This window comes from Psychrobacter sp. PSP, from assembly GCF_024085615.1.
Lineage (GTDB): Bacteria > Pseudomonadota > Gammaproteobacteria > Pseudomonadales > Moraxellaceae > Psychrobacter > Psychrobacter pacificensis.
Window position 1 is genome coordinate 100,685 of the sequence record NZ_JABLTF010000019.1, and the last position, 23,244, is coordinate 123,928.

Consider the following 23,244-nt stretch of genomic DNA (forward strand, 5'->3'; position numbering starts at 1 on the left):
ATGCTAAAATTGCCCCATACTGCGTTACAAATCTCGCTAAGGCATCTGCATTATCGTCGCTTTGTGCCTTGTCTGGAACAATTTTAGCGATCAGCAGTGCCTATTTGTGAATGTTCAACACGCCCTAATCTATTATTAACACTAATTAATGACGAGTCATATAGTGAATCGGTACAAATAATGGCAAAGCAAGTTTATAACATAAAGCCAATGAAAGCTCTAGTGATATCAATGAAATAAAGTTGACTAAAGCAGATGTATAATGCTGCTATAGCCTATATATCAGCACGCTAGCGCGCTGACCGAAATTTTATTTTGGCTAGCTTCGAAATCATTAGCGCGATAAAAAACAATATCGCTAATATCAATACGATAGAGAGTCCAGTCTGGATATCTAGCCAGATACTTCCCCACACGCCAAGCGTCACGCCGAGCTGCGCAATGATAAACGCTGTGATCACCATTTGTTTTGGTGATGAAGACCATAAGCGTGCCGTTAGTGCAGGTAATACCAATAAACCACTGATCAATAAGCTTCCAACAGCTTGTAGCGCAATCGCACAGAACCCTGCAAGAACACCCATAAAAAATAGTCGCTGGCGGGTCGGGTTAATGCCTTGAATGCGAGCTAATGCTTCATGAGTTGCAAGTTTTATTTGAGCGGGCCAAATATACAATAGTAGCCCCAACCCAGCCAGTACACTACCAGCGAGTAGTGGCAAATCCGCCCAGTCCAGTTCAAGTAAATTGCCAAATAAAAACCCCAAGACATTGGCTTGTTGATTGGTCAGCTGCGTTAAAGTCAATAGCCCCAAACACAACAGCGTGACGGCTACCACCGCAAGCACGGCATCAGCTGGCAGACGGTCATCATCCATCAGTACCAGACACAGCACCACCGCTGCACTAACCAATGCCACACCTATACCCATGGGCAACTGCCACCAAGCAGCAAGTGCGACTCCAAGCAAGGTACCATGTGCTAAAGCATCGGCAAAGAATGCCATGCGTCGCCACAAGACTAAGCATCCTAAAGGCGCTGATAGTAGGGCTAAAATACTGCCAGCGATCCAAGCAGGTGCAATAATGGCTAACCAAGCGGTCATAAGAAGTGTCCGTAAAATTTTTATAAGAAAAGTTAGTGCTGTCTATCGGTCTGGTAACGCTGGCTTTAACGAATTTGATGTTAGCTATTTTCGATTTAGTTCATCATTGTTTTTGGTCATTATCGTTATAGCTCGCTTGGTGCATGATGCTCGCAAGCATGTGGCTGATGCACATATGGCTGCTCATAATGATGACCAAATAGCTTTTGAAACTCAGAGCTCATAGCAAGCTCGCTTGGTTGTCCTTCACAGCAAATGTGCTTGTTGAGACAAATGACACGGCGACTGCCTTTCATTACCCAGTGCAGATCATGTGATACTACCAGCATCGCACAGCGCAAAAACTCCGGCAACTCATCGATAAATTGATATAACCAAACCTCGGTATCAGGATCGAGACCCTGCATCGGTTCATCTAGAATAAGTAAATTGGGCTTATCTAATAGCGCCCTTGCCAGTAGCACTCGCTGCGTCTCACCACCTGATAATTGCAGCATTTGTCGTGACAATAAATGCGTTAGTGATAAATTATCAAAGATAAACTGTCGCTGCTCAGCGGTAAGGCGTCTCTTATCTGCTTGTCCCAACAAATCGCAGACGCGCAGCGGCAATATGGGTGGCACAGCGAATCGCTGCGGTACATAGCCAAACTGTAGCTGTTGATGAGCTGTGATACTGCCTTTTGTGGATTCGATCAGACCCAAAATAAGCTTGACCAACGTTGACTTACCCGCACCATTAGGTCCGATAATACTGACGGTCTCATTGATTGCAATATCGATATCAATATGTGAGAGCAAACGTTGGTGGCCGATATGGTAGCTGACGTCGTTCAAGCTCAGCAGTTTGCCAGCTTCATTCGTGGTACTACTATTCACAATAGCAGTAGTCGACTGGTTAGAGGGTGAGGTAGACAGGCTCATAGGATAACAACGAATAGGTAAATGGATAATACAAATAAACAATCAAGGACAGCGACGTACTTTTCAGGCAACCAAAGAGCCTCAATAAATCTTACTGGCAAACTTGGCAACGACCACTCAGCTCAATAACACTACGCTCAACCGTAAAACCGACATCTTGTTCAGCGAAACTCATCATTTCTTGTACTGGTAAGCTGCTACATTCTTGAACTCGCTGGCACTGATCGCAGATTAAAAAGGCAGCTGTGTGCTGTGCTCTGGGATGGCAGCAAGGAACATAAGCATTGATAGACGTTAATTGATGAATCAACCCTTCACTTAGTAAAAACTCTAAGCTGCGGTAAACCGTCGGCGGCGCAACATTTTTTGGCGCTCGCTTTTTGGTTGATGGTTTTTCTACAGATTGCTTTGATAAGCCAGATGCTTTTAGCGTATCACTATCATCCATCTCAAAGAGGCGCATTTGCTGCAATTGCGTGATTAAGTCATAAGCACCAACAGGTTGATCAGACTCTAAAACCAGCTGATATATTTGCTGGCGCAAAGGGGTAAAACGTGCCCCACTTAGACGACAGTGCTCTTTTGCTGCTGCTAAGCGTTCAATAACGTCATGCGGAGTCAAATCTTGCACATCATGTAAATGTTCGCAATTCGATGAGGTAGTAGACATAGTACAGGCTCCCAAAATAGCATGGTAATCGCATGACGTTTTTTATGATAGCGTTTTCTATTGTTATAGTATAACATAATAAACGTGAAATCGAATCAGTTGTCTCACATCGCTTATATATATTGATCATTTTTTATCCAATGATGCGGCACGACACTGTGACTCATAACTTTGTTACTCATTGATTAAAGAGCTTACCATGAACTCTGCTTTTACTTATTTACGACGCTCAATCATTACGTTACAGCGCTTACTGATTACAGGATTGGTAGTCTTAGGCTCTTTTACATTAAGCGCGCACGCAGCAACGGTCAGTGTCAGCAATCATCCCATGTTTTTACTCAGTCAAGCCGTAACGGAAGGCACACCTTCTGCTAACCAAATTTTACAAGCTGGCGATGTGGGGCATCATGGCAGTATTAGTCCAAGTGATAAGAAAGCCATTCAAGACAGTAAATTTGTGGTTTGGTTTGGTCCCTCATTAGAAAACAGCCTGACTGGCAGTTTAGAGATGGCACCTAATGCCATTGACTTATTTGCTTTTGATGCTTTTACTCGGCATCCTCTTCGTGATATTCAAGGAAAGCCTATTGCGGGCACGTTTGATCCACATATCTGGCTCGATCCTGAAAATGCAAAGGCCATTACTCGTGCCTTAGCTGTTATTCATAGCCATGCCAATCCAGAGTATAAAAGTACCTACCAAGCCAACGCCAAAAAATTTGCACAGCGTATGGACAATGCTGTAGCGAAAATACAGCAATCCACACAAAAACAGCGTCCTTATTGGGCCTATCACGATGCCTATCAATATATTGAAAATGCCACAAAAATAAAGCTGGCAGGTAGCTTAAGCCCAGACCATCACCTTGCTCCAAAAGCAAGTCAATTGCGCTGGCTTAATGATAATCGTCCAACCAAACAAATGTGCTTAGTCAATCAGAGCACCGCTAGCAAAGGATTGCTTGTCAAATTGCAGCCTATCAATACCACTGTCCAAATCGAAGACATGAGCGATAGCGAAGACTTTGTAGAAGGATGGACAGAAATGGCTCAGCAAATCCACCAATGTATATCCTAGAATAGGAATCTATTCGTTAGGGTTGTTCTATAAGCTAAAGTTTTAAAAAGAGTGAGACAGCTGTTTTTCAAGTATCTGGTACGGCTACGTAACATAGCAATACTAGTGGGTTGCGTTAGGTGACTGATAAAAGTCATATTTTACTTGCTTAATAGTGGCTGTCTCCTTATAATAAGTGGCGTTTTATTTTGGTTTAAAGATAATGCCTGTAGAGTAAGTCATTTACGGATAAAAGTGATGTAAGTATGCTATATTATCCCAATGCTGAAAGGCTATAGGAATATCGATGACCAAGCCTGCCAAACGCACGCAAAAAGATAAAATAGGCATCTATATCAAACGGCAAGCATGGATATTGTTTATCCTTATCATTATTGCTTGGATTATAGATACGATTTGGTTACGTAGTGAGCTTACTGTAGCAAAAAGCGCCGCCATTGGTGCGCTGCTCAGTTTTACGACTCAAGTTGTTTTTGCTTTTTTTATCTTTTGGTACACTGGATATCGCGCGCGCCAACATATCGTTAGCCAGCTATATCGAGGTCAGATGGCTAAATGGCTATTGACTGTGTTTGGTTTCGCACTAATTTTTATTACCGTACAACCCCTATCGGCACCTGCGCTATTTATCGGTTTTATGGTAATGCAAATTAGTCACAGTTGGATGTTGTGGCATATACGCTAGCGCTAATAAATGATCACTACATAGATAATTTATTCATAGTAATGGCAAGTCACCCTGCCGTCCAACTTCTCTATGACTAGTTCAAAAAGTCAAAGTACAAAACTGTCCCATGACAGCACCATTGATTATAAAAATCGAAGTATGAGCCTTTATATGAGGCGTAGTATGCAACGACACAATGATAGGGTAGAGTCAATTTAGCTACTAATATCATTGATGATTAAATTTTTACAGTTTAGTTATGGACGACTAACTATATTAGTAGCCGTTATTGTCAGCTAACTTATTCATACATTGGATAATAAAATCATAATTGACTTTACACGAATACTACGCTGCATTAATATAGACAGCTAAATATTTTGTTTATAAGCGCTGCACTAAGCGCCGGTCGTAAAAAACGGCCAGTAGACAAGCACATATATAATAATTTTGCGTATACATGCAAGGGCTATTACTGAGTTATCATAAGCCCTTTTTTGATAGCTAAAATTTATGTCAAGTTATCAAATATAGCATTAGTAATAGAACTATGGGTTGGATGTTGTTGGTTACATGGGTGCTTTTAGTATGATTTATTTGTTTGCTTAATTGCAGGGCAAATAGAAATAACAAACCCCATCAGATGACAACCATATTTTTGGTAGTTGATTAAATCGTTGATTAATAAGAAGCTTACATTATGGCATCCGAGCAAACATCATCAGAATATATCTCTCACCACTTAACGAATTGGACGTACGGTTATCTGCCGGGCGAAGGTTGGAAAGTCGCTCATACTGCTGAAGAAGCAGCGCAAATGGGCTTTAACGCTATCCATCTTGATTCTATGCTCTGGTCAGTGGGTCTGGGTATTTTATTTTGTACCATCTTTTGGATGGTTGCCAAAAAGGTTACTTCAGGCGTACCAAGTAAAACTCAAGCAGCGGTTGAGATGATCGTTGAGTTTGTTGATAACAACGTTCGTGATTCTTATAGTGGTACATCAAAATTGATCGCGCCATTGGCGTTGACTATTTTTGTTTGGATCTTCTTGATGAACTTGATGGATTTGATCCCTGTTGATTTTATTCCAGGTTTAGCTGGCCAAGTTGGCGCTGCTATGGGTCATGATCCCCATCATGTTTTCTTTAAGATTGTTCCAACGACTGATCCTAACATCACGCTTGGCATGTCGTTCTCTGTCTTTGCACTGATTATCTTTTATAGCATTAAAGAAAAAGGGTTGGGCGGCTTTATCGGTGAGTTAACACTGCATCCATTTAGTGCCAAAAACCCAATCGTACAAGCGATTTTGATCCCGATCAACTTCATCCTAGAAGCAGTTACCTTAATAGCAAAACCTGTATCACTCGGTTTGCGTCTGTTTGGTAACATGTATGCTGGGGAATTGATTTTCATACTGATTGCTCTAATGCCGTTTTGGATTCAATGGGCGTTATCGGTACCGTGGGCTATCTTCCACATCTTAGTTATTACACTTCAAGCGTTCGTATTCATGATGCTGACGATAGTTTATATGTCGCTTGCATCATCAACTGAACATTAATTAGACATTCAATAGGTAAATGAGGATACATCAATGGATCCAGTATTAGGTGGTTACACAGTTATCGCAGTAGCACTACTTATCGGTCTTGGCGCACTTGGCACAGGTATTGGTTTTGCTATTCTAGGTGGTAAATTCTTAGAAGGCGTTGCTCGTCAACCAGAGCTTGGCTCACAGTTGCAAACTCGTATGTTCATCGTAGCAGGTCTTTTGGATGCTATTCCGATGATCGGTGTTGGTATTGCTATGCTATTGTTGTTCGCTAACCCTCTAGCAGGTTAATCCGAAAGCTCAGTTGTACATGTTTGGTGCTCAAGGGTTTTCCATTAAATATAGTCAAGATTTGACTACCAAACATGATCAATGAAACTGATTTTTCATTAACAAAGAGGTGATCACGTGAATATCAATTTTACCCTCGTCGGTCAAGCCATTGCTTTTGCAATATTTGTGGTTTTTTGCATGAAATTCGTGTGGCCACCACTTATCGGTGCCATCAATGAGCGTCAGCGCAAAATCTCTGAAGGTTTGAATGCCGCAGAAAAAGCAAAAGCAGATTTGGCAACCGCGGAGCAAAATGTCCAGCAGGAACTTGATCTTGCAAAGACCAAGGCTGCCGCTCTAATCGAGCAAGCAAACAAGAGTGCCAATCAGCTCATCGAAGATGCAAAATCGCAAGCCCAAGCGGAAAGCGAGCGCATTCGTCAACAAGCGCAAGCGTCTATCGACCAAGAAATCAATCAAGCGCGTGAATCATTACGTGCCCAAGTTGCTGAACTGGCTGTACTTGGTGCAGAGAAGATTTTGCAAGACAAAGTCGATGTGCAAAAACATGCCAGTATGTTAGACCAACTGGCGGCGAAGCTGTAATTGTGAGGATATAATGGCTGACTTATCAACCTTAGCACGACCGTACGCTAAAGCCGCGTTTGACTATGCCAATGAAAACGGCGCTGTACACGAGTGGGAAGATTTCTTACTTGTCGCTAGCACTGTTGTCAATGACAAGTCGTTCAGTACTTGGCTAGACAATCCAGCTGTTTCTGCTGAGCATAAGTCAGCTGCTTTGGTCGATCTTTATGACTCACAAGTAGCCGGTGATAGCGACTCTGCTTTTAAACAGCTACTAGGCGAGAGCAAAGGTTCTCGCTACGGTAACAGTATTAGCTACCCTAAAGTATCACCCCAGCTCAATAATTTTGTTAAGCAGTTGGCGCAACAAGAGCGTCTGGCGCTGCTTCCTGAAGTTTATGAGCATTATCGCCGTCACAAGGCAATAAGCTTAAAGCAGCTTGACGCATATGTGACTTCTGCCTACCCATTGACTGATGAACAGCGTCAAATGCTACAAACGCGTCTTGCTACATCACTAAATGCAAGCATAGTCATTCATGAATCAGTGGATCCAAGTTTATTGGCAGGCGCTACAATCAAAGTCGGTGATAAAGTCATTGATGATTCGATGCGCGGCAAGTTACAACAGTTAAAAACACAGCTAACTGCCTAATGCCATTTATCGACGCAGTCATATAATGTCTGCGTGACAGTAAGAGCATTTGAGTCAGTGGGCGGGTTATCATAAATTAAAGGAAACAAGGCAATGCAACAATTGAATCCAGCGGAAATCAGTAACCTGATTAAGCAGCGTATTCAAGACCTTGATGCGGGTGCAACTGCAAAGAATGAAGGCACGATTGTCAAAGTATCTGACGGTATCGTGCAGATTCATGGTCTTGAAGATGCCATGTACGGCGAAATGATTGAGTTTGAAGGTGAAGTCTACGGAATGGCGCTTAACTTAGAGCGTGATTCTGTTGGTGCAGTAGTACTAGGTGACTTCCTAAAATTACAAGAAGGTCAAAAAGCCTATTGTACTGGTCGCATTCTTGAAGTACCCGTAGGTCCTGAGCTGCTAGGCCGTGTTGTTGACGCTTTGGGTAATCCTATTGATGGCAAAGGTCCTATCGATGCCAAGATGACTGACAAAGTTGAAAAGATCGCCCCTGGTGTTATCGATCGTCAGTCAGTAGATCAGCCAGTGATGACTGGTTATAAAGCCGTTGATACTATGATCCCAATCGGTCGTGGTCAGCGTGAGCTTATCATTGGTGACCGTCAGACTGGTAAAACAGCAATGGCTATCGATGCGATCATCGCACAGAAAGCTTCAGGCATTAAGTGTATATACGTGGCTATCGGTCAGAAACGTTCGACCATCGCTAACGTGGTACGTAAGCTTGAGCAAACTGGCGCACTAGAATACACCACTGTTGTGGTAGCTTCAGCGTCGGAGCCTGCAGCACTACAGTATATCGCGCCTTACTCAGGTTGTACGATGGGCGAATACTTCCGTGATCGCGGTGAAGATGCACTGATTGTATTTGATGATTTATCAAAGCAAGCCGTTGCTTATCGCCAGATTTCACTATTGCTACGTCGTCCGCCAGGTCGTGAAGCCTATCCTGGTGATGTATTCTATTTACACTCACGTTTACTTGAGCGTGCATCACGCGTAAACGCGGATTACGTAGAAAAGTTCACTAACGGTGAAGTGAAAGGTAAAACTGGTTCTTTAACCGCACTACCAATCATCGAAACACAAGCTGGTGACGTATCTGCATTCGTACCAACCAACGTCATTTCGATCACTGATGGTCAGATCTTCCTAGAGTCTAGCTTATTCGCCTCAGGTATCCGTCCAGCAGTCAACGCTGGTATCTCGGTATCGCGTGTTGGTGGTTCTGCTCAGACTAAGATCATCAAAAAGCTCTCTGGTGGTATTCGTACCGCACTGGCTCAGTATCGTGAACTAGCAGCATTTGCTCAGTTTGCCTCAGATCTTGATGACGCCACTCGCGAACAGCTTGATCATGGTGAGCGTGTTACTGAATTGATGAAGCAAAAGCAGTATCAGCCAATGTCAATCTCTGAGCAAGCAGCGGTTATCTATGCATCAAACGAAGGCTTTTTAGCTGACGTACCAGTCGAGAAGATTGGTTCTTTTGAGGAAGCCTACTTGCGTTATATGCATGATGAACAAAGTGAATTGATGCGTGAGATTGATGACACTGCGAACTACAATGATGATATCGCAGGTCGTTTAAAGTCAGCGTTAGAGACCTTTAAACAAAATCACAGTTATTAATTTAATGGGTTAAGCCGAAGTGGTTATGACTGTCGTTTGAAAAGTGGCGCGTTGTCTGACTAGATATTGGCGCCACTGTCTTAACCATGACCGGTATTAGATCGCGTAATGCCACAAGATATAAAATGTTATTCTATAAAAGTGATGTTGTATATCAAATGATTGTTGCATGCGCCAATGCTTTTTAACCCTCTTATATTGGAATCATTATGGCAAGCTTAAAAGAGATACGTGCCAAAGTCACCAGTATTAAAAGCACCCAGAAAATCACTCGTGCGATGCAAATGGTAGCAGCGAGTAAGATGCGCCGTGCTCAAGAGCGCATGGAAGTGGGTCGCCCGTATGCTGATAGTATGCGCCGGGTTATTTCACATTTGGTGCATGCCTCATCAGACTACAAACATCCGTATATGGTATCGCGTCCAGTCAATAAGGTTGGCTATATTGTCATCACCTCTGACCGTGGCCTAGCGGGTGGTTTGAATATTAACTTATTCAAAGCTTTAACTAAAAGTATCCAAGATTATCAAGATCAGTCAGTACAAGCTGAGTTTGCAGTCATCGGTGCCAAAGGTGTCAGCTTCTTCAAAAACTTTGGTGGTAATGTTACATCGGCTGTGACCGATTATGGTGACAAACCAACGTTTGAGCAATTAAATGCACCGGTTCAAGCCATGCTTGAGGACTACAGTAACGGTAAACTTGACCGTATCTATGTGGTCTACAACCGATTCGTCAATGCGATGACTCAGAAGCCAACGGTTAATCAGTTGGTACCTCTACCAGAGCAGTCATTTGATGATGAAGACAGTGGTCTACAGACAGAACTTAGCTGGGATTATATCTACGAGCCTGACATCAAGACGTTGATTGATGAATTGCTTGGTCGCTATATCGAGTCGATTGTTTATCAAGCGGTAATGGAAAACATTGCCTCTGAGCAGTCTTCACGTATGGTCGCGATGAAAGCGGCAACAGATAATGCTGGTGACCTTATTAACGATTTACAGTTGGTTTATAACAAGCTGCGTCAAGCGGCGATTACCCGAGAAATCTCGGAAATCGTTGGCGGTGCTGCTGCTGTTTCATAATTGACTACACCTATATATAGAAGTTCAAGGAGAACGCAATGAGTAGCGGTCGTATTGTACAGATTATTGGCGCGGTTCTTGACGTTGAGTTCAACCGTAATGAAGTTCCTCAAATTTTTGATGCCTTGCAAGTAGATGGTACCAAAACCACCCTAGAAGTACAGCAACAGCTAGGTGATGGTATCGTACGTACTATTGCAATGGGTTCAACCGAAGGTTTAAAGCGTAACCTACCTGTTACTAATACTGGTGCACCGATTTCTGTGCCTGTAGGTACTGGTACGCTAGGTCGCATCATGGATGTTCTTGGTCGTCCTATCGATGAAGAAGGTCCTGTTACTGCTGACGATAAATGGTCTATCCACCGTGAAGCACCAAGTTATGCTGAGCAATCAAACAGCACTGAGCTACTAGAGACGGGTATTAAAGTTATTGATCTACTTTGCCCGTTTGCTAAAGGTGGTAAAGTTGGTCTGTTCGGTGGTGCTGGTGTTGGTAAGACCGTTAACATGATGGAGCTGATCAACAACATCGCTCTAAAACATGAAGGTTTATCAGTATTTGCTGGTGTTGGTGAGCGTACTCGTGAGGGTAACGATTTCTATCACGAAATGCAGGAAGCTGGCGTTGTAAACACTGAAGACTTTAGTAAGTCTAAAGTAGCAATGGTATATGGCCAGATGAATGAGCCACCAGGTAACCGTTTACGCGTTGCACTGTCTGGTTTGACCATGGCTGAGTACTTCCGTGATACCAAAGATCCTGTTACTGGCAAAGGTCGTGACGTACTGTTGTTTGTTGATAACATCTACCGCTATACACTAGCGGGTACAGAAGTATCGGCACTACTTGGCCGTATGCCATCAGCGGTTGGTTATCAGCCAACACTCGCTGAAGAGATGGGCTTACTGCAAGAACGTATTACGTCAACGCAGTCAGGTTCGATTACTTCAGTTCAGGCGGTATACGTACCTGCGGATGATTTGACCGATCCATCACCTGCTACAACGTTTGCTCACTTGGATGCAACAGTCGTACTAAGCCGTGATATCGCATCACAGGGTATCTATCCTGCGGTTGATCCACTAGATTCGACGTCGCGTCAGCTAGATCCACAAGTTATCGGTGAAGAGCATTACAACGTTGCTCGTGGTGTTCAGGAAGTATTGCAGCGTTATAAAGAGCTTAAAGACATCATTGCTATCTTGGGTATGGATGAGCTATCAGAAGAAGATAAATTGGTTGTTTATCGCGCTCGTAAGATTCAGCGCTTCTTGTCTCAGCCATTCCACGTCGCTGAAGTCTTTACGGGTGCACCTGGTAAATACGTACCACTACGCGATACCATTGCTAGCTTTAAAGCAATCATCGCAGGTGAGTATGATGACCTGCCAGAACAAGCATTCTATATGGCTGGTAGCATCGATGAAGTTGTTGCTAAAGCTGAAAAAATGAAGTCTTCTGCAGCGTAAGTTGTATGAGCATGAGTTAATGAGTAGGTATAATATAAATTTTATATCTACTCTTTAGTAACGCATCGCAGTGTTTACTGTTTTTTGATTGCGCTTTGATGGTAAGGAGTTAAGTATGGCAACGTTACAATGTCGCGTCGTAAGTGCTCGTGAAGAGTTGTATTCAGGCGAAATTAGCATGTTAATAGCTACTGGTACCGAAGGCGAGATTGGTGTATTGCCAGGTCACACACCGCTGATTACTTTGCTAAAACCGGGTGCAATGCGAGTGCAAAAAGCAAACGGCGAAGAAGAAATCATTTATGTTTCAGGTGGTGTACTAGAAGTACAACCAAAAATGGTAACTGTATTGGCTGATACCGCTATGCGTGCGCACAATCTTGACGAAAGCAAAATCGTTGAAGCACGCAAAAAAGCAGAGCAAATGCTGGTCAATCAGTCTGATACACTACAAACCAATGCAGCTTTAGCGTCGCTTGCAGAGTCGGTTGGACAATTACAAACTATTCGCAAGTACAAAAACCGCGCGTAAAGCAGAGTCTTGGTTAGATATTTTTAGCTTGGATCCTCAAGCAACAATAAGACAGTCCTTTATGGACTGTTTTTTTGTGCCTATGGGTTTTTTATTGTCAGTTTTTTCAAGCTAAATTCACTAAATTCAAATAGATGAATCCATCATTCATGTCTTCTTTAAAATATAGCCACTCATCCATTGTCACATAAAATAATATGAGAATTTGTCCAAAAGTGACTGGCGACAATCGTAATATGTCGTTATATTAGACAATGAAACATTGTAAATAGGGAGTGATGATTGAGCGCATGTAAGCGTAATGTATCACTCATTTTGACAATTTATATGTATTTAGGCAGTGATTGGCAAATCAGAATAAAACGATTAGCCAGTAGAGGATAAATCACTTTATTCTTGGACGTAAACTAAAGTTTTATTCGGTATAGTTTATAGGTTTTGTTAACGACTATCAGCTATAGTATAGCAAGCGATAGGTTTAATAGTATACTGTGCTGCTAAGTTTGTAACAGCTATACGAACATCGATTGTGCCACTTTATGGTGCTATTAATTTTTACCGCTCTTACTTTTACTGCTTTTAATTTAGATGTATTAGAGGATATAACAATGACAACGACTGAAGAAGACAACACCCCCCGAATCTTGATTGTTGAAGATGATGAGCGTCTGGCCATGTTGACTCAAGATTACTTGGTCAAAAATGGTTTAGAAGTAGCAATTGAAACTGATGGTAACCGCGCTATTCGCCGTATCGTCAATGAGCAACCAGACATGGTCGTACTTGATGTTATGCTTCCTGGTAGCGATGGTCTGACCGTATGCCGTGAAGTGCGTCCGCATTATCAAAATCCAATTCTGATGTTGACTGCCCGTACTGAAGACATGGATCAAGTACTCGGCCTTGAGATGGGTGCTGATGATTATGTTGCCAAACCCGCCCAGCCGCGCGTACTATTAGCTCGTATTCGTGCGTTATTGCGCCGCTCAGAAAATGCACCATCAGAAGATGTGCCACAGCGTCTAGAGTTTGGTGAGTTGGTCATCGATAACGGTGGTCGTTCAGTCACGCTTAGTGATGAGCTGGTAGATTTTACTAGCGCCGAATATGATTTATTATGGTTACTTGCATCGAATGCTGGTCGCATTTTATCGCGTGAAGATATCTTTGAGCGCCTGCGCGGTATTGAATATGATGGTCAAGATCGCTCTATTGACGTACGTATCTCGCGTATCCGTCCAAAAATCGGTGATGATCCAGAGAACCCAAAACGTATCAAAACAGTACGTAGTAAAGGCTACCTGTTCGTGAAAGAAGGTAACTAGGTCGAACTGATTCATATAGTCATGAAATATTGAGAATCACTTCACAAAAAAACCAGCCATTATGCTGGTTTTTTTGTGGCTAAATTTTAATTTTTAAACTTAAATGCGGTGTTATGTGGTTTAATTAAGCAATTATTATAGACGCTGATTAAATACATAAACTATTTGCACGTTTTTTATGGAACATAATGGTATATGAACTTGAGTATATTATTTGGCGTTTAATCATTCTATTCTACAGAGCTTGATATTAGTAATATAGCAGTGCTCATAGGCTATAAGATATCAGCAGTTTTTATTTATTAAGTTGGTCACGGCACGTATGTCATTAGTCTCTTCTTTAAAACACAGTATTTTTGTTCGTATCTATGCTGGACTACTCATAGTCTGTTTGTGCGTAGCATTGTTTGCGCAGTTATTGATGGGTACTATCAATAAGGAGCGTGTACAGTCCTACCGTGAAAACATGGCAATGGGGGCTTTTCATTTGGTGAGCGAAGGTATTTCTCACCAAAACACTGCAGAAGAGCGTGAATACTGGTTGTCTGATGCAAGTAGTTTGTTCGGGGCAAATTTTAAAATCATACCTATTGATGACATAGATTTTACCGCAAGCGAGCTGAGACGTTTTGAAAATGACAATACCGTTGTGCGTTATGTCGAACAGCCTGTGTATGCAGATGTTTATTATCGCTTGCCGGATAATGAGAATGTCCTAACAGCACGGATATCGGAGGTTACGGAGCAACAAGTCAGAGCAATTGCGGTCTTTTTATTGGACGATTTGTCTTATGAAGTCACCTTGTCTGATAAACGTGCACGCTTGGCCGAACTTGAGGAGAAATTTTCTTTTCCTCTGGCATTTGTGCCTGTTAACACGCTCGATTTAGATTCAGATCAAATGTCACGCCTACGCCGCGATGAAGTGGTCATCTCATTACAAGACCCTAATAGTAGTACCAGTAGCTCGGCCATCAAGATAGTGGTTCCGTCTGAAATCAATGATATGGCAGTCTTGATAGGCCCTGTACCCTTATTTAACTGGTTTCCACTTAATTTGATTATTAGTATGATCCTGATTAGTATGTTTTTAATCAGTTTGGGTGTTTATGCGCTCATTTTCCCACTTGAGCGCAAGCTACAGCTGATTCAAGTTGGTGTTAATGAGGTGAGTAAAGGCAACCTTGATATTCAAGTACAAGTCATTGGTCAAGATGAGATCGCACGTCTATCAGCCACCTTTAACGCAATGACGTCACATATAAAGCGTTTGATTGAGTCGCAACGAGAGCTCACGCGAGCCGTATCACATGAGCTTCGTACGCCAGTTGCTCGTATTCGATTTGCGGTAGATATGCTGGCTGATACTGATGACGAAGATTCACGCTTTATGCAGCGTGACTATATCGATGAAGATATCGAATCACTGAATGGCTTGATTGATGAGATTTTGACTTATGCCAAGCTCGAAGAGGGCTCGCCAAAATTAGATTTAGAACCAGTAAATCTCAGAGAGCTGCTACAGCAGATTGAGCGTGAGACCAATGCACTAGGTAAGCCGATTAAAATAGTGACCAACTTGCCAAATGCGAAAGTAACCGCGATTGCTGATCGACGCTATCTGCACCGTGTGATTCAGAATCTTGCAGGTAATGCTTTACGTTATGCTGAAACTACTATTATCGTGAGTGCTGGTGTTAAGAAGGGCAATGCTTTCGTTAGCGTCGAAGACGACGGTCATGGTATTCCTGAGGCTGATCGTGAAAAAGTATTTATACCGTTTTCGCGCTTGGATGATAGCCGTACACGAGCATCAGGCGGCTACGGCCTAGGTCTGTCTATTGTATCGCGCATTGCCTTTTGGTTTAATGGTAGTATGAAAGTAGATGAGAGCCGAGAACTTGGCGGCGCAAGATTCGTAATGACATGGCCTATCAAACCATTGACACAAGTTTTGGCTGCTGATGAATTGACGCAAGAAAAAAGCGAACGCGATTTTGATACTAAATAACAATGCTGAACAATGATGACAAGTAAAAAGTTGTCATCATTAAACGAACCTGATTACCAATATTTTGATAATCAGGTGTCATGCTTGCAGCAGCTTATTCTAGGATAGTTTGACAATACAGGAGGCAAAGGATGCCATATTTATTTGGTGGCTTGGTGCTATTGAATGCGATTACGCTGGGTTACTACTTGTTTCTAAAGCAGCCATCAACAACCCAAACGCTAAAGACAGCCAAAGAAGAAATTACTCAGCCATTAGCATTTACTAATAGTGCTGAATATATTCCGCCTATCATTGGTAGCAAAGATTAATTTATCCACGCAGGGTTTGTCTGAGCTATAGTGTTAAGAGTTGTCTGCATTCGATGTAATACTATCGACTGTAGATGTGTCATCGACTGCATCAGCAGCCAAAGTATTGTCTCCAGCAACTTTAGAGAGTAGAGGTATACGCACACATACTTGCAACCCACCATCGGGATGATTGATGGCCTCAACTGTGCCATGATGTAATCGTGCAATGCGGTCTACAATGGCTAGTCCTAGACCGCTACCTTGGGTAGTACGTGCGGTCTCCCCACGCTCAAATGGCTGCATGATACGCTCCAATTGATCCTCTGCCACACCGTCACCGCAGTCACGCACACAAATCATCAGTTGCTCTTGTGCTTCTTTATTGACAACGTTCTCACTGACGACATCGCTATCTTCTTCTTCAACCGTTTCTATAAATGTTGGTATCACCGTGGCTGATAGATAAATCGGCGGTTTGCCATAACGATTGGCGTTATTGATCAGGTTGATGATGAGACGCTTGATGGATAAGGGGCGTACAGGAATGACCTTGTGACACTCTGATTGATAAACGAACTTCATGGGTGCGAACTGCACCATGATCTCATTAAATATCGTGTCCAAATTGGTCAAGCTAACTGGCTCATCGGAGCCGTCTTTCATAAATGAGATGAACTGCTCCAAAATCGCATCCATATCCTCAATGTCGTAAATTAGCCCTTCACGAAAAAAATCATCTGGTAGCATCTCAGCAGTCAAACGCATACGAGTTAATGGTGTCCTCAGGTCATGTGAGATACCTGCGAGCATGATGGTTCGCTCTTTTTGGGCTTGATTTAATGTTGTAAATAGACGGTTAAATGCCATGTTTACTTGACGTATCTCGGTAGGGCCTTTTTGCGTTGGCAGTGTGGTCGCATGACCCAGACGAATATAGTTAGTCGCTGCACGTTGTAGATAACGTAAAGGGCGGTTCAATTGCCTAGCTAACAAAATAATCGTTAGCAGCGATAAGATAGGCAAACCAATCAAAAACAATATGAGCAATGTTGGGCTGTACTGCGAGTAATAAACCACTGGCTCACGAATCCAGAAACTGTCATCGCGGCTGTCTTGTACCCAAAGCTGCGGTGTTGGTTTGAACTTGAAATAAACTTCGACAGGTCGACCCAGCTGTGCACCAATCTCATACTGAAGTACATCAGTAAAGAAGCTCACAAATGCTTTATCAGCCACCTCTGGAAAGTCACTGGGGTTGTTCACCACCACGACATGAGAATGTTGATACACCCATTGGCGGATATCAGGACGATATTGCCAGTCTTTATTTACACTATTGATTAATCGCAGCTCACTTGTCAAATAACGCGCATGGTTTTTGAGTTCTGGCAGATAAAGACTGCGCCAAAAGAATAAAATCGACAAACTCACACTTATGAGAACAATAAAAGCGACCATCAAGGTTGTCAGCCAAGTATTGGAATAAGAACGTGGCAGCCAACCTTTGCGACGGGGCTTTGAGTTTGGAGTAATCATATAAATCCAGCAGATTAAGAAAATGTCTGATTAAATTTGGTTTTGAGTTAAGCCGCAATTGTATTTTGGAGAAAGAGCGGGTTATTTCTAAACATGGCGGCTGAGAGTAGGGTGTGCCAGTCTACTTCAACACACCATAGAATAGCATAATCGATGAATCTTACTGTGACGCTATTCATTTAAGCAGTTTGTTATGTGCCTCTCCAATATTTTAATAATACCAAATCTAAAGCGCGGTATATTTTAGTAACTGATTAAAATAGAGAGTCCTTAATAATTGTATAAAACGTATGGTTATGCTCGATTATGTTTTACATAGACGGGTATTTAAGCTATTGTTAATAAATAATTAAATAAGCACAGTTTATGTTTTCAATAAATCAAGACTGTGATATAATTATGCCCTTTTTGGTATACCTGCGAAAGAGAGAATTCACATGGTTGTTATTCGTTTAGCACGGGGCGGTGCCAAGAAACGCCCATTTTATCAAGTAGTTGTTGCTGATCAACGCCGCGCGCGTGACGGTCGCTACATTGAAAACATCGGCTTTTTTAACCCACTCGCTAAAGAGTCTGAAGAAGCAGTACGCCTAAACATGGAAGCGTACAATGCGTGGATCGCAAAAGGTGCACAACCTTCAGATCGCGTTGCTTCATTAGCAAAAGCTTACAACAAGTCTGCAGCACAAACTGAAGCAACTGCTTAAGTTTCCGTTGTTATTGAGTCGCTCGTAGTCTTATTACAAGCTGATTCAGTAGACTTTAGAACACATAGCGTAACTGGTCTGACCAGGGTGCGCCATTAACTGTTTATCGCTTTTGACACAATTGTTTTTGCAATTGCTGTTGTAATCATTGTTAGGTTAGCTGCTATGTCATCCACTCCAAATGCTAGTGATCTCATGAAAATTGGTCAACTCAAGAAGCCTTATGGTATCAAAGGTTGGCTTTGGGTATTTAGCGATACGGATGATCGTACAGCAATATTCGACATGAAGCCGTGGTGGATGAAAACTGCTACTGGCATGAAACCTTTGACTGTGAAAGCTTGGCGTGAGCACGGCACAGGACTTGTGGCTCAATTTGAGCAGATTCCTGATCGCAATGTTGCTGAGACCATGAACGGTGTGACCGTTTGGGTCGAACAAAATGTCTTGCCGGAAACAGCTGAAGACGAATATTATTGGTCGGATTTGGTCGGTATGCGCGTGATGAACGAGCAGAACGAGTATTTAGGCAATATCACTGAAATGTTTGAAACTGGTGCCCACGACATCATGCGCGTGGCAGCCAATTCAGACAGTTTGGATAATGAAGAGCGCCTAATTCCATGGCATAAGCAAACGGTGATAGAAGTCGATACGACTGAAAAAACCGTACTTGTGGCATGGCCAAGTGATTATTAATATTGCCTCTGGTAATATCGCTTCTGGCTTTTTAGTCAGAATTTATTATCAGAATTTATTAATAGTCACACCGATTGTTTTAGCCTCAATGTAAGTAGACATCAGATGTATTTTGCCGTCATTAGTATTTTTCCTGAGATGTTTGCCACGATTCGTGAGTTTGGAATCACGGGACGGGCAGTGACTCAGGAGCAAGTTACGATTGAATGCATTAATCCACGTGATTATACCACTGATAACTATCGCCGTATTGATGAGCGCCCTTATGGTGGCGGTCCTGGGATGGTGATGATGGCTGAGCCATTGTCAAAAGCCATTGAGGATGCACGCTTGCGTGCCAAGGAATACGGTTGCCGTGTCGATAGTGAGCATTGTCCGGTGATTTATATGTCACCGCAAGGGCAAACGCTTAGTGAGAGTAGCGTAGTCGGTATGACTGATTATGATGGCATGATTTTATTATGCGGTCGTTATGAAGGCATCGACGAGCGCCTACTGTCACAATATGTCGATATGGAAGTATCATTGGGCGATTATGTGTTGACTGGTGGTGAGCTACCAGCAATGGTGCTGATGGATAGCGTGATACGTCGTCTACCCGATATCATGGGGGATGACAAGTCAGCGGAGCAAGACTCGTTTGTCGATGGCTTGCTTGACTGTCCGCATTATACCAAGCCGCATGAGTTTGCAGGTATGAGCGTCCCTGAGGTATTACTCTCAGGTCATCATGCCAATATCGCTAAGTGGCGTTTTGCTCAGCAAGTCAGTCGTACGCAAGCGCGTCGTCCGGATTTGTGGCAAGCGTTTACTCCGACGGTAGAGCAAGCGAAGTGGCTTAAAGCACTAGCAAAAGCAGATAAAAAGTAGGTTGTTGATACCTGACTTTATCTTCATTAAGCTTGATAAACAGTTAACAAACAGAATTTTGAGCAATAATAAAACGAGTCATCGCATAGTGGCCGTTGGTTATAACCCATTTATGTTGTATCTCACTATAAAGAGATACAATTAATTATTACAAACAGGTGATATGCGTCAAGCCTCTATTATCTAATGTGAGGAGATAACTCTCATGAGCAACAAGCATCCATTGGTTCAGGTCATCGAAAACGCTCAATTGATCGAGCGCCCAAACTTTGCACCCGGCGATACCGTTGTGGTACAAGTAAAAGTACGTGAAGGTGAGCGTGAGCGTTTACAGGCTTTTGAAGGCGTTGTAATTGCTAAGCGTAACCGTGGTCTAAACTCAGCGTTTACCGTACGTAAAATCTCAAGCGGCGTTGGTGTTGAGCGTGCATTCCAGCTGCACTCACCACTGATCGATAGCATTGAAGTGAAACGCCGCGGTGCTGTTCGCCGTGCGAAACTGTACTACTTACGTGAGCGTTCTGGTAAATCAGCACGTATCCGCGAAAAACTTGCGCCACGTCCAGCTCAGAAAAAGACTGACGCTGGTGTACCTGATGCCGTTGATACTGCACCTGGTATTTAAGCACAAGTTTGCCGTTTTGAGTTGATCGTATTATTTTAGGATTGACTCAAATAAGGTAATAGTAGATACAAGCCCTTATTCATAGGTTTATTTATAAATAAGCGGGCCATACCAAAAAAGACAAAACCCCAATCTATGCGAATGCTAGATTGGGGTTTTTGTATGCGCGCGCTTATCAATTTAAACTTGCTGAGTGGTTAACTGGATATTCACAGCTGATAGATACTATGCCTTGTCATTAGTCAAAAAGCCTTACCAGTAAAGTAGCCAAAAACTATTCAGTATGGGGTGTTTCAATTCGGCTGGCCTGCTCTTTAGATTTACTGTACTTGCGTAGTCTGATATACAAGGTTTTGGTCACGGTAGCAATGAGCTTTTGCTGGTCGTCTACGATATCGACTTTATATTCACGAAATACAGCTTCACCGTCTTTTGCCAACTCTTGAATGGTAATCACCTCAGCGCTAGGTATTTTCATTCGCGCGGTGACTTTACTGTTACCGGGCGCGATAAAATCAATATGTGAGCTTTTGTCCCAGACCACATAGTTGCTACCTAATTGATGCATCAGCATGAGCATATAGAAGGGATCTACCATGGAGTATAAACTACCACCGAATTGAGTACCGACGATATTTTTGTTGAGAGTGGTCAGTTCCATGCTGACCACGCATAATCCCTGATCAAGGCTGATGTGGTCGATTTTGATGCCTGAACCGATATAGGGCGCGTAAGTATTGAGTCGCAGCTTTAAAAGATGCGGGGTCAGTAGCGGCATGATACTTTGCTTGGCTCGACGCTTCAAAGTCTCAAAATTGCTGGGTAGCACACTCATAAATCTATCCTGTTGCTTTTATTGATTTTTCAGTGATATGGGTAGCGCTGTTTCTTAGTGCTTGCTATTAGACGATAAACCACAAAGACATTTATCATAGTTAAAAATGACTGCGCTCGCTAGTTTCAAAGCGTAACTAAGCATAGTCTTTATAGTTATCGCAAAGCAATATTTAATATGACTATCTTTAGTATTTAGTTATATGATAAAAAATGTTCAGATGTCAGTTATTCTTAAGAAAATTGGCCTTTAATTTAATTTTATGTCCAAATTAGTGCTGTTTATTCCCAATAGTTTCCTATTAAGTTTGTTATTGTATTCAATGAAAACTTTAATTTATTTTTATAACGATATATGTAGTCTTTTTAATTCACCTTAAATTCGCATTTCCTTATGCCTTAACATACAATGGTTTTCCGCTTATCATGACTGATTGGTCATTTAGCTAACGCCAAACCAAAAAAATATTCAATCAAAACCTAATCGACACAAGGAAATGTGATGAGTAACATTCAGGCCTCATCTTCAGGGTCTAATACGCCGCGACCAAACCCAGCCAATCAAGACAGCGAATTGCAAGGCAGTTATATAGATTTGCATAAGCCAAGCTCAAGCTTCGACAGTCGAGATGCCTATCTTAACCACGAATTGCAAATCATGCAGCCAAAACGCTGGCGTCCCAATCTACCATTTCGTGATTATCGTTTTGAGTATGAAGATACTATCCCAGCGATGGCAGCGACCATCGGTAAAGTGGTCATGGTGGGCGCTATTGCAGCAACTTTTGCAGGACCACTCGGCTTAGGTGATGCGTTTGTTTTAGAAAACGTTCGTTATGAGCTGTTGATTGTCTCGTTCTTTATTATCTTATTTTCTGGATTTCTGCTACCGACAGCCAACCTCGCTGGTACTCATGGGCCACTTATTCCATTGATTCCCATTGTCGTTGCTGCAGGTGGGCATCCAATGGCTTTTGGCCTACTCATTGGGGCTTTTGGCCTGCTGCTTGCTATTAGTAAAGGAGGAAGCTTACTGGCCAATTTAACCAGTAAAGGTGTATGCGGTGGTCTCTTAATTTACTTAGGGTTTATCGGTACGACGTCACAGGTTAAGAACCTTTTTGCTTGGGCAGAAGGGATTGGTATGTCGCACATTGCTTTCTTTATTATTCTAGCGACTATCCTGCTATATGCATTGCTTGAGCATTGGCAAAAGCGCTGGCTTGCGGTTCCGCTCAGTTGCGTGTTAGGTGGCGGTCTTGCTTTTACACTAGGCGCACCTTTTGCGTTCAAAACGGCACCAGGTCTACCGCATATGAACCCAATGTATTGGTGGGGTGAGAATACAGGTTGGATGTTAGGGCTACCGACGATTGAAAGCTTCATTGTGGTATTGCCGTTTGCTATCTTGGCAGTTGCTATGTGGTCACCAGATTTCTTGGGTCATCAGGTATTCCAAAAAATCAGCTACCCTAAGCGTACTGAAAAAGTGCTCATGGACATCGATGACACGATGACCAGCGCTTCATTTCGTCAGGTCGCAGGCTCTGTGCTAGGCGGTGCCAACTTTGCGTCATCTTGGGGAACGTATATTGTCCCTGCAGCGATTGCTAGGCGTCCGATTCCTGCTGGTGCGCTATTGACGGCCTTGTTCTGTATTATCGCAGGTGTTTGGGGCTATCCAATGGATTTGGCCATCTGGCAACCCGTGATGTGCGTGGCATTGATCGTTGGGGTTTTCATCCCACTCTTAGAGGCTGGCATGGAGATGACGCGCGAAGGTAAAACCACGCAGTCTGCTGCTATTGTGGTGTTTGCTTCTGCCTTAGTGAACCCAGCCTTTGGTTGGTCACTCACGCTATTGCTTGATAATTTGGGCTTGATTGGCTCAAAAGAGCGCAGTGCTAATTTGACTAAAATGAGCCGATGGATCATACCAGGTATTATGTTCGTGGTACTGACTGGCGTGATGGCTATCGTCGGTATGTTGCCAGGTATTCCAGCATTAATGGCAAACTTCCGTCATTAGACCATTGATAATTAGCATATAATCGAACAAACGAAGTCAGCATAAAGCTGGCTTTTTTGTG

The 23,244-nt window shown here is 42.7% G+C and carries 23 protein-coding genes; 18 read left to right on the forward strand and 5 right to left on the reverse strand.

Annotation, left to right across the window (positions count from 1 at the left end; translation table 11 throughout):
* Positions 1-290 precede the first annotated feature (290 nt).
* The 3 genes from HL061_RS09310 to HL061_RS09320 form a co-directional block, all read right to left on the reverse strand.
* Positions 291-1,106 carry a metal ABC transporter permease gene (locus tag HL061_RS09310; RefSeq protein WP_071002796.1) on the reverse strand — a complete coding sequence of 272 codons (816 nt, stop codon included), beginning with the start codon at positions 1,104-1,106 and terminating at the stop codon, positions 291-293.
* 125 nt (positions 1,107-1,231) lie between these two features.
* A complete protein-coding gene (locus HL061_RS09315) occupies positions 1,232-2,029 on the reverse strand; it encodes a metal ABC transporter ATP-binding protein (RefSeq protein WP_083328917.1) in 798 nt (265 codons plus the stop codon).
* Between the two features lie 91 nt (positions 2,030-2,120).
* Positions 2,121-2,699, reverse strand: coding sequence for a transcriptional repressor (locus HL061_RS09320; protein ID WP_058023499.1), 579 nt, complete (start codon positions 2,697-2,699; stop codon positions 2,121-2,123).
* Between the two features lie 199 nt (positions 2,700-2,898).
* Between HL061_RS09320 and HL061_RS09325 the strand changes: the two genes are divergently transcribed.
* The 13 genes from HL061_RS09325 to HL061_RS09385 all read left to right on the forward strand — a co-directional run bounded on the left by HL061_RS09325 (position 2,899) and on the right by HL061_RS09385 (position 15,901).
* The gene (locus HL061_RS09325; protein WP_071002797.1) at positions 2,899-3,780 is read left to right on the forward strand and encodes a zinc ABC transporter substrate-binding protein; all 882 of its coding nucleotides are present in this window, start codon (positions 2,899-2,901) and stop codon (positions 3,778-3,780) included.
* Positions 3,781-4,066: 286 nt separating this feature from the next.
* Positions 4,067-4,465, forward strand: a complete 399-nt coding sequence (locus HL061_RS09330) for an ATP synthase subunit I (protein WP_071002798.1) — start codon at positions 4,067-4,069, stop codon at positions 4,463-4,465.
* 682 nt (positions 4,466-5,147) lie between these two features.
* The gene (gene atpB / locus HL061_RS09335) at positions 5,148-6,014 is read left to right on the forward strand and encodes a F0F1 ATP synthase subunit A (RefSeq protein WP_058023502.1); all 867 of its coding nucleotides are present in this window, start codon (positions 5,148-5,150) and stop codon (positions 6,012-6,014) included.
* 33 nt (positions 6,015-6,047) lie between these two features.
* Positions 6,048-6,296: a F0F1 ATP synthase subunit C gene (atpE, locus tag HL061_RS09340; protein ID WP_010197960.1), complete on the forward strand. Its 249-nt coding sequence runs from the start codon at positions 6,048-6,050 to the stop codon at positions 6,294-6,296.
* Between the two features lie 117 nt (positions 6,297-6,413).
* The gene (locus HL061_RS09345; RefSeq protein ID WP_071002799.1) at positions 6,414-6,884 is read left to right on the forward strand and encodes a F0F1 ATP synthase subunit B; all 471 of its coding nucleotides are present in this window, start codon (positions 6,414-6,416) and stop codon (positions 6,882-6,884) included.
* 13 nt (positions 6,885-6,897) lie between these two features.
* Positions 6,898-7,521, forward strand: coding sequence for a F0F1 ATP synthase subunit delta (locus HL061_RS09350; RefSeq protein WP_071002800.1), 624 nt, complete (start codon positions 6,898-6,900; stop codon positions 7,519-7,521).
* A 93-nt stretch (positions 7,522-7,614) separates the two neighbouring features.
* A complete protein-coding gene (atpA, locus tag HL061_RS09355) occupies positions 7,615-9,159 on the forward strand; it encodes a F0F1 ATP synthase subunit alpha (protein ID WP_071002801.1) in 1,545 nt (514 codons plus the stop codon).
* A 209-nt stretch (positions 9,160-9,368) separates the two neighbouring features.
* Complete coding sequence (atpG, locus tag HL061_RS09360) at positions 9,369-10,250, forward strand: F0F1 ATP synthase subunit gamma (protein WP_071002802.1); 882 nt, start codon at positions 9,369-9,371, stop codon at positions 10,248-10,250.
* 38 nt (positions 10,251-10,288) lie between these two features.
* Complete coding sequence (gene atpD / locus HL061_RS09365) at positions 10,289-11,722, forward strand: F0F1 ATP synthase subunit beta (protein WP_252962757.1); 1,434 nt, start codon at positions 10,289-10,291, stop codon at positions 11,720-11,722.
* 115 nt (positions 11,723-11,837) lie between these two features.
* Complete coding sequence (locus HL061_RS09370; RefSeq protein ID WP_071002804.1) at positions 11,838-12,254, forward strand: F0F1 ATP synthase subunit epsilon; 417 nt, start codon at positions 11,838-11,840, stop codon at positions 12,252-12,254.
* Positions 12,255-12,862: 608 nt separating this feature from the next.
* Positions 12,863-13,579, forward strand: a complete 717-nt coding sequence (locus HL061_RS09375) for a response regulator (RefSeq protein WP_071002805.1) — start codon at positions 12,863-12,865, stop codon at positions 13,577-13,579.
* Between the two features lie 322 nt (positions 13,580-13,901).
* Positions 13,902-15,590 (forward strand): ATP-binding protein, encoded by a 1,689-nt coding sequence (locus tag HL061_RS09380; protein ID WP_212564091.1) that lies wholly within the window; start codon positions 13,902-13,904, stop codon positions 15,588-15,590.
* A gap of 131 nt (positions 15,591-15,721) precedes the next feature.
* Positions 15,722-15,901 carry a hypothetical protein gene (locus tag HL061_RS09385; RefSeq protein WP_058023511.1) on the forward strand — a complete coding sequence of 60 codons (180 nt, stop codon included), beginning with the start codon at positions 15,722-15,724 and terminating at the stop codon, positions 15,899-15,901.
* A gap of 33 nt (positions 15,902-15,934) precedes the next feature.
* Here the strand turns inward: HL061_RS09385 and HL061_RS09390 are convergent, their stop codons facing one another.
* Positions 15,935-17,419: an ATP-binding protein gene (locus tag HL061_RS09390; protein WP_223334027.1), complete on the reverse strand. Its 1,485-nt coding sequence runs from the start codon at positions 17,417-17,419 to the stop codon at positions 15,935-15,937.
* Positions 17,420-17,856: 437 nt separating this feature from the next.
* Here HL061_RS09390 and rpsP point away from each other — a divergent pair, with 437 nt between their 5' ends.
* From rpsP to rplS, 4 genes are all read left to right on the forward strand, one after another.
* Positions 17,857-18,126, forward strand: coding sequence for a 30S ribosomal protein S16 (gene rpsP / locus HL061_RS09395; RefSeq protein WP_021812802.1), 270 nt, complete (start codon positions 17,857-17,859; stop codon positions 18,124-18,126).
* A gap of 165 nt (positions 18,127-18,291) precedes the next feature.
* Positions 18,292-18,825 carry a ribosome maturation factor RimM gene (rimM, locus tag HL061_RS09400; RefSeq protein ID WP_071002809.1) on the forward strand — a complete coding sequence of 178 codons (534 nt, stop codon included), beginning with the start codon at positions 18,292-18,294 and terminating at the stop codon, positions 18,823-18,825.
* 105 nt (positions 18,826-18,930) lie between these two features.
* The gene (trmD, locus tag HL061_RS09405; protein ID WP_071002810.1) at positions 18,931-19,695 is read left to right on the forward strand and encodes a tRNA (guanosine(37)-N1)-methyltransferase TrmD; all 765 of its coding nucleotides are present in this window, start codon (positions 18,931-18,933) and stop codon (positions 19,693-19,695) included.
* A gap of 205 nt (positions 19,696-19,900) precedes the next feature.
* Positions 19,901-20,320 carry a 50S ribosomal protein L19 gene (gene rplS, locus HL061_RS09410; protein WP_075106449.1) on the forward strand — a complete coding sequence of 140 codons (420 nt, stop codon included), beginning with the start codon at positions 19,901-19,903 and terminating at the stop codon, positions 20,318-20,320.
* Positions 20,321-20,594: 274 nt separating this feature from the next.
* Here rplS and HL061_RS09415 read toward each other — a convergent pair whose 3' ends face one another.
* Positions 20,595-21,155, reverse strand: coding sequence for a DUF4442 domain-containing protein (locus tag HL061_RS09415; RefSeq protein ID WP_252962758.1), 561 nt, complete (start codon positions 21,153-21,155; stop codon positions 20,595-20,597).
* Between the two features lie 501 nt (positions 21,156-21,656).
* Here HL061_RS09415 and HL061_RS09420 point away from each other — a divergent pair.
* The gene (locus HL061_RS09420; RefSeq protein ID WP_252962759.1) at positions 21,657-23,183 is read left to right on the forward strand and encodes a DUF3360 family protein; all 1,527 of its coding nucleotides are present in this window, start codon (positions 21,657-21,659) and stop codon (positions 23,181-23,183) included.
* Positions 23,184-23,244: the final 61 nt, after the last annotated feature.

Excerpts from the sequence above, each read along its gene's own strand:
- HL061_RS09310 (WP_071002796.1), bottom strand. The coding sequence starts at position 1,106 with ATGACCGCTTGGTTAGCCATTATTGCACCTGCTTGGATCGCTGGCAGT.
- HL061_RS09315 (WP_083328917.1), bottom strand. The coding sequence starts at position 2,029 with ATGAGCCTGTCTACCTCACCCTCTAACCAGTCGACTACTGCTATTGTG.
- HL061_RS09320 (WP_058023499.1), bottom strand. The coding sequence starts at position 2,699 with ATGTCTACTACCTCATCGAATTGCGAACATTTACATGATGTGCAAGAT.
- HL061_RS09325 (WP_071002797.1), top strand. The coding sequence starts at position 2,899 with ATGAACTCTGCTTTTACTTATTTACGACGCTCAATCATTACGTTACAG.
- HL061_RS09330 (WP_071002798.1), top strand. The coding sequence starts at position 4,067 with ATGACCAAGCCTGCCAAACGCACGCAAAAAGATAAAATAGGCATCTAT.
- atpB (WP_058023502.1), top strand. The coding sequence starts at position 5,148 with ATGGCATCCGAGCAAACATCATCAGAATATATCTCTCACCACTTAACG.
- atpE (WP_010197960.1), top strand. The coding sequence starts at position 6,048 with ATGGATCCAGTATTAGGTGGTTACACAGTTATCGCAGTAGCACTACTT.
- HL061_RS09350 (WP_071002800.1), top strand. The coding sequence starts at position 6,898 with ATGGCTGACTTATCAACCTTAGCACGACCGTACGCTAAAGCCGCGTTT.
- atpA (WP_071002801.1), top strand. The coding sequence starts at position 7,615 with ATGCAACAATTGAATCCAGCGGAAATCAGTAACCTGATTAAGCAGCGT.
- atpG (WP_071002802.1), top strand. The coding sequence starts at position 9,369 with ATGGCAAGCTTAAAAGAGATACGTGCCAAAGTCACCAGTATTAAAAGC.
- atpD (WP_252962757.1), top strand. The coding sequence starts at position 10,289 with ATGAGTAGCGGTCGTATTGTACAGATTATTGGCGCGGTTCTTGACGTT.
- HL061_RS09370 (WP_071002804.1), top strand. The coding sequence starts at position 11,838 with ATGGCAACGTTACAATGTCGCGTCGTAAGTGCTCGTGAAGAGTTGTAT.
- HL061_RS09375 (WP_071002805.1), top strand. The coding sequence starts at position 12,863 with ATGACAACGACTGAAGAAGACAACACCCCCCGAATCTTGATTGTTGAA.
- HL061_RS09380 (WP_212564091.1), top strand. The coding sequence starts at position 13,902 with ATGTCATTAGTCTCTTCTTTAAAACACAGTATTTTTGTTCGTATCTAT.
- HL061_RS09385 (WP_058023511.1), top strand. The coding sequence starts at position 15,722 with ATGCCATATTTATTTGGTGGCTTGGTGCTATTGAATGCGATTACGCTG.
- HL061_RS09390 (WP_223334027.1), bottom strand. The coding sequence starts at position 17,419 with ATGATTACTCCAAACTCAAAGCCCCGTCGCAAAGGTTGGCTGCCACGT.
- rpsP (WP_021812802.1), top strand. The coding sequence starts at position 17,857 with ATGGTTGTTATTCGTTTAGCACGGGGCGGTGCCAAGAAACGCCCATTT.
- rimM (WP_071002809.1), top strand. The coding sequence starts at position 18,292 with ATGTCATCCACTCCAAATGCTAGTGATCTCATGAAAATTGGTCAACTC.
- trmD (WP_071002810.1), top strand. The coding sequence starts at position 18,931 with ATGTATTTTGCCGTCATTAGTATTTTTCCTGAGATGTTTGCCACGATT.
- rplS (WP_075106449.1), top strand. The coding sequence starts at position 19,901 with ATGAGCAACAAGCATCCATTGGTTCAGGTCATCGAAAACGCTCAATTG.
- HL061_RS09415 (WP_252962758.1), bottom strand. The coding sequence starts at position 21,155 with ATGAGTGTGCTACCCAGCAATTTTGAGACTTTGAAGCGTCGAGCCAAG.
- HL061_RS09420 (WP_252962759.1), top strand. The coding sequence starts at position 21,657 with ATGAGTAACATTCAGGCCTCATCTTCAGGGTCTAATACGCCGCGACCA.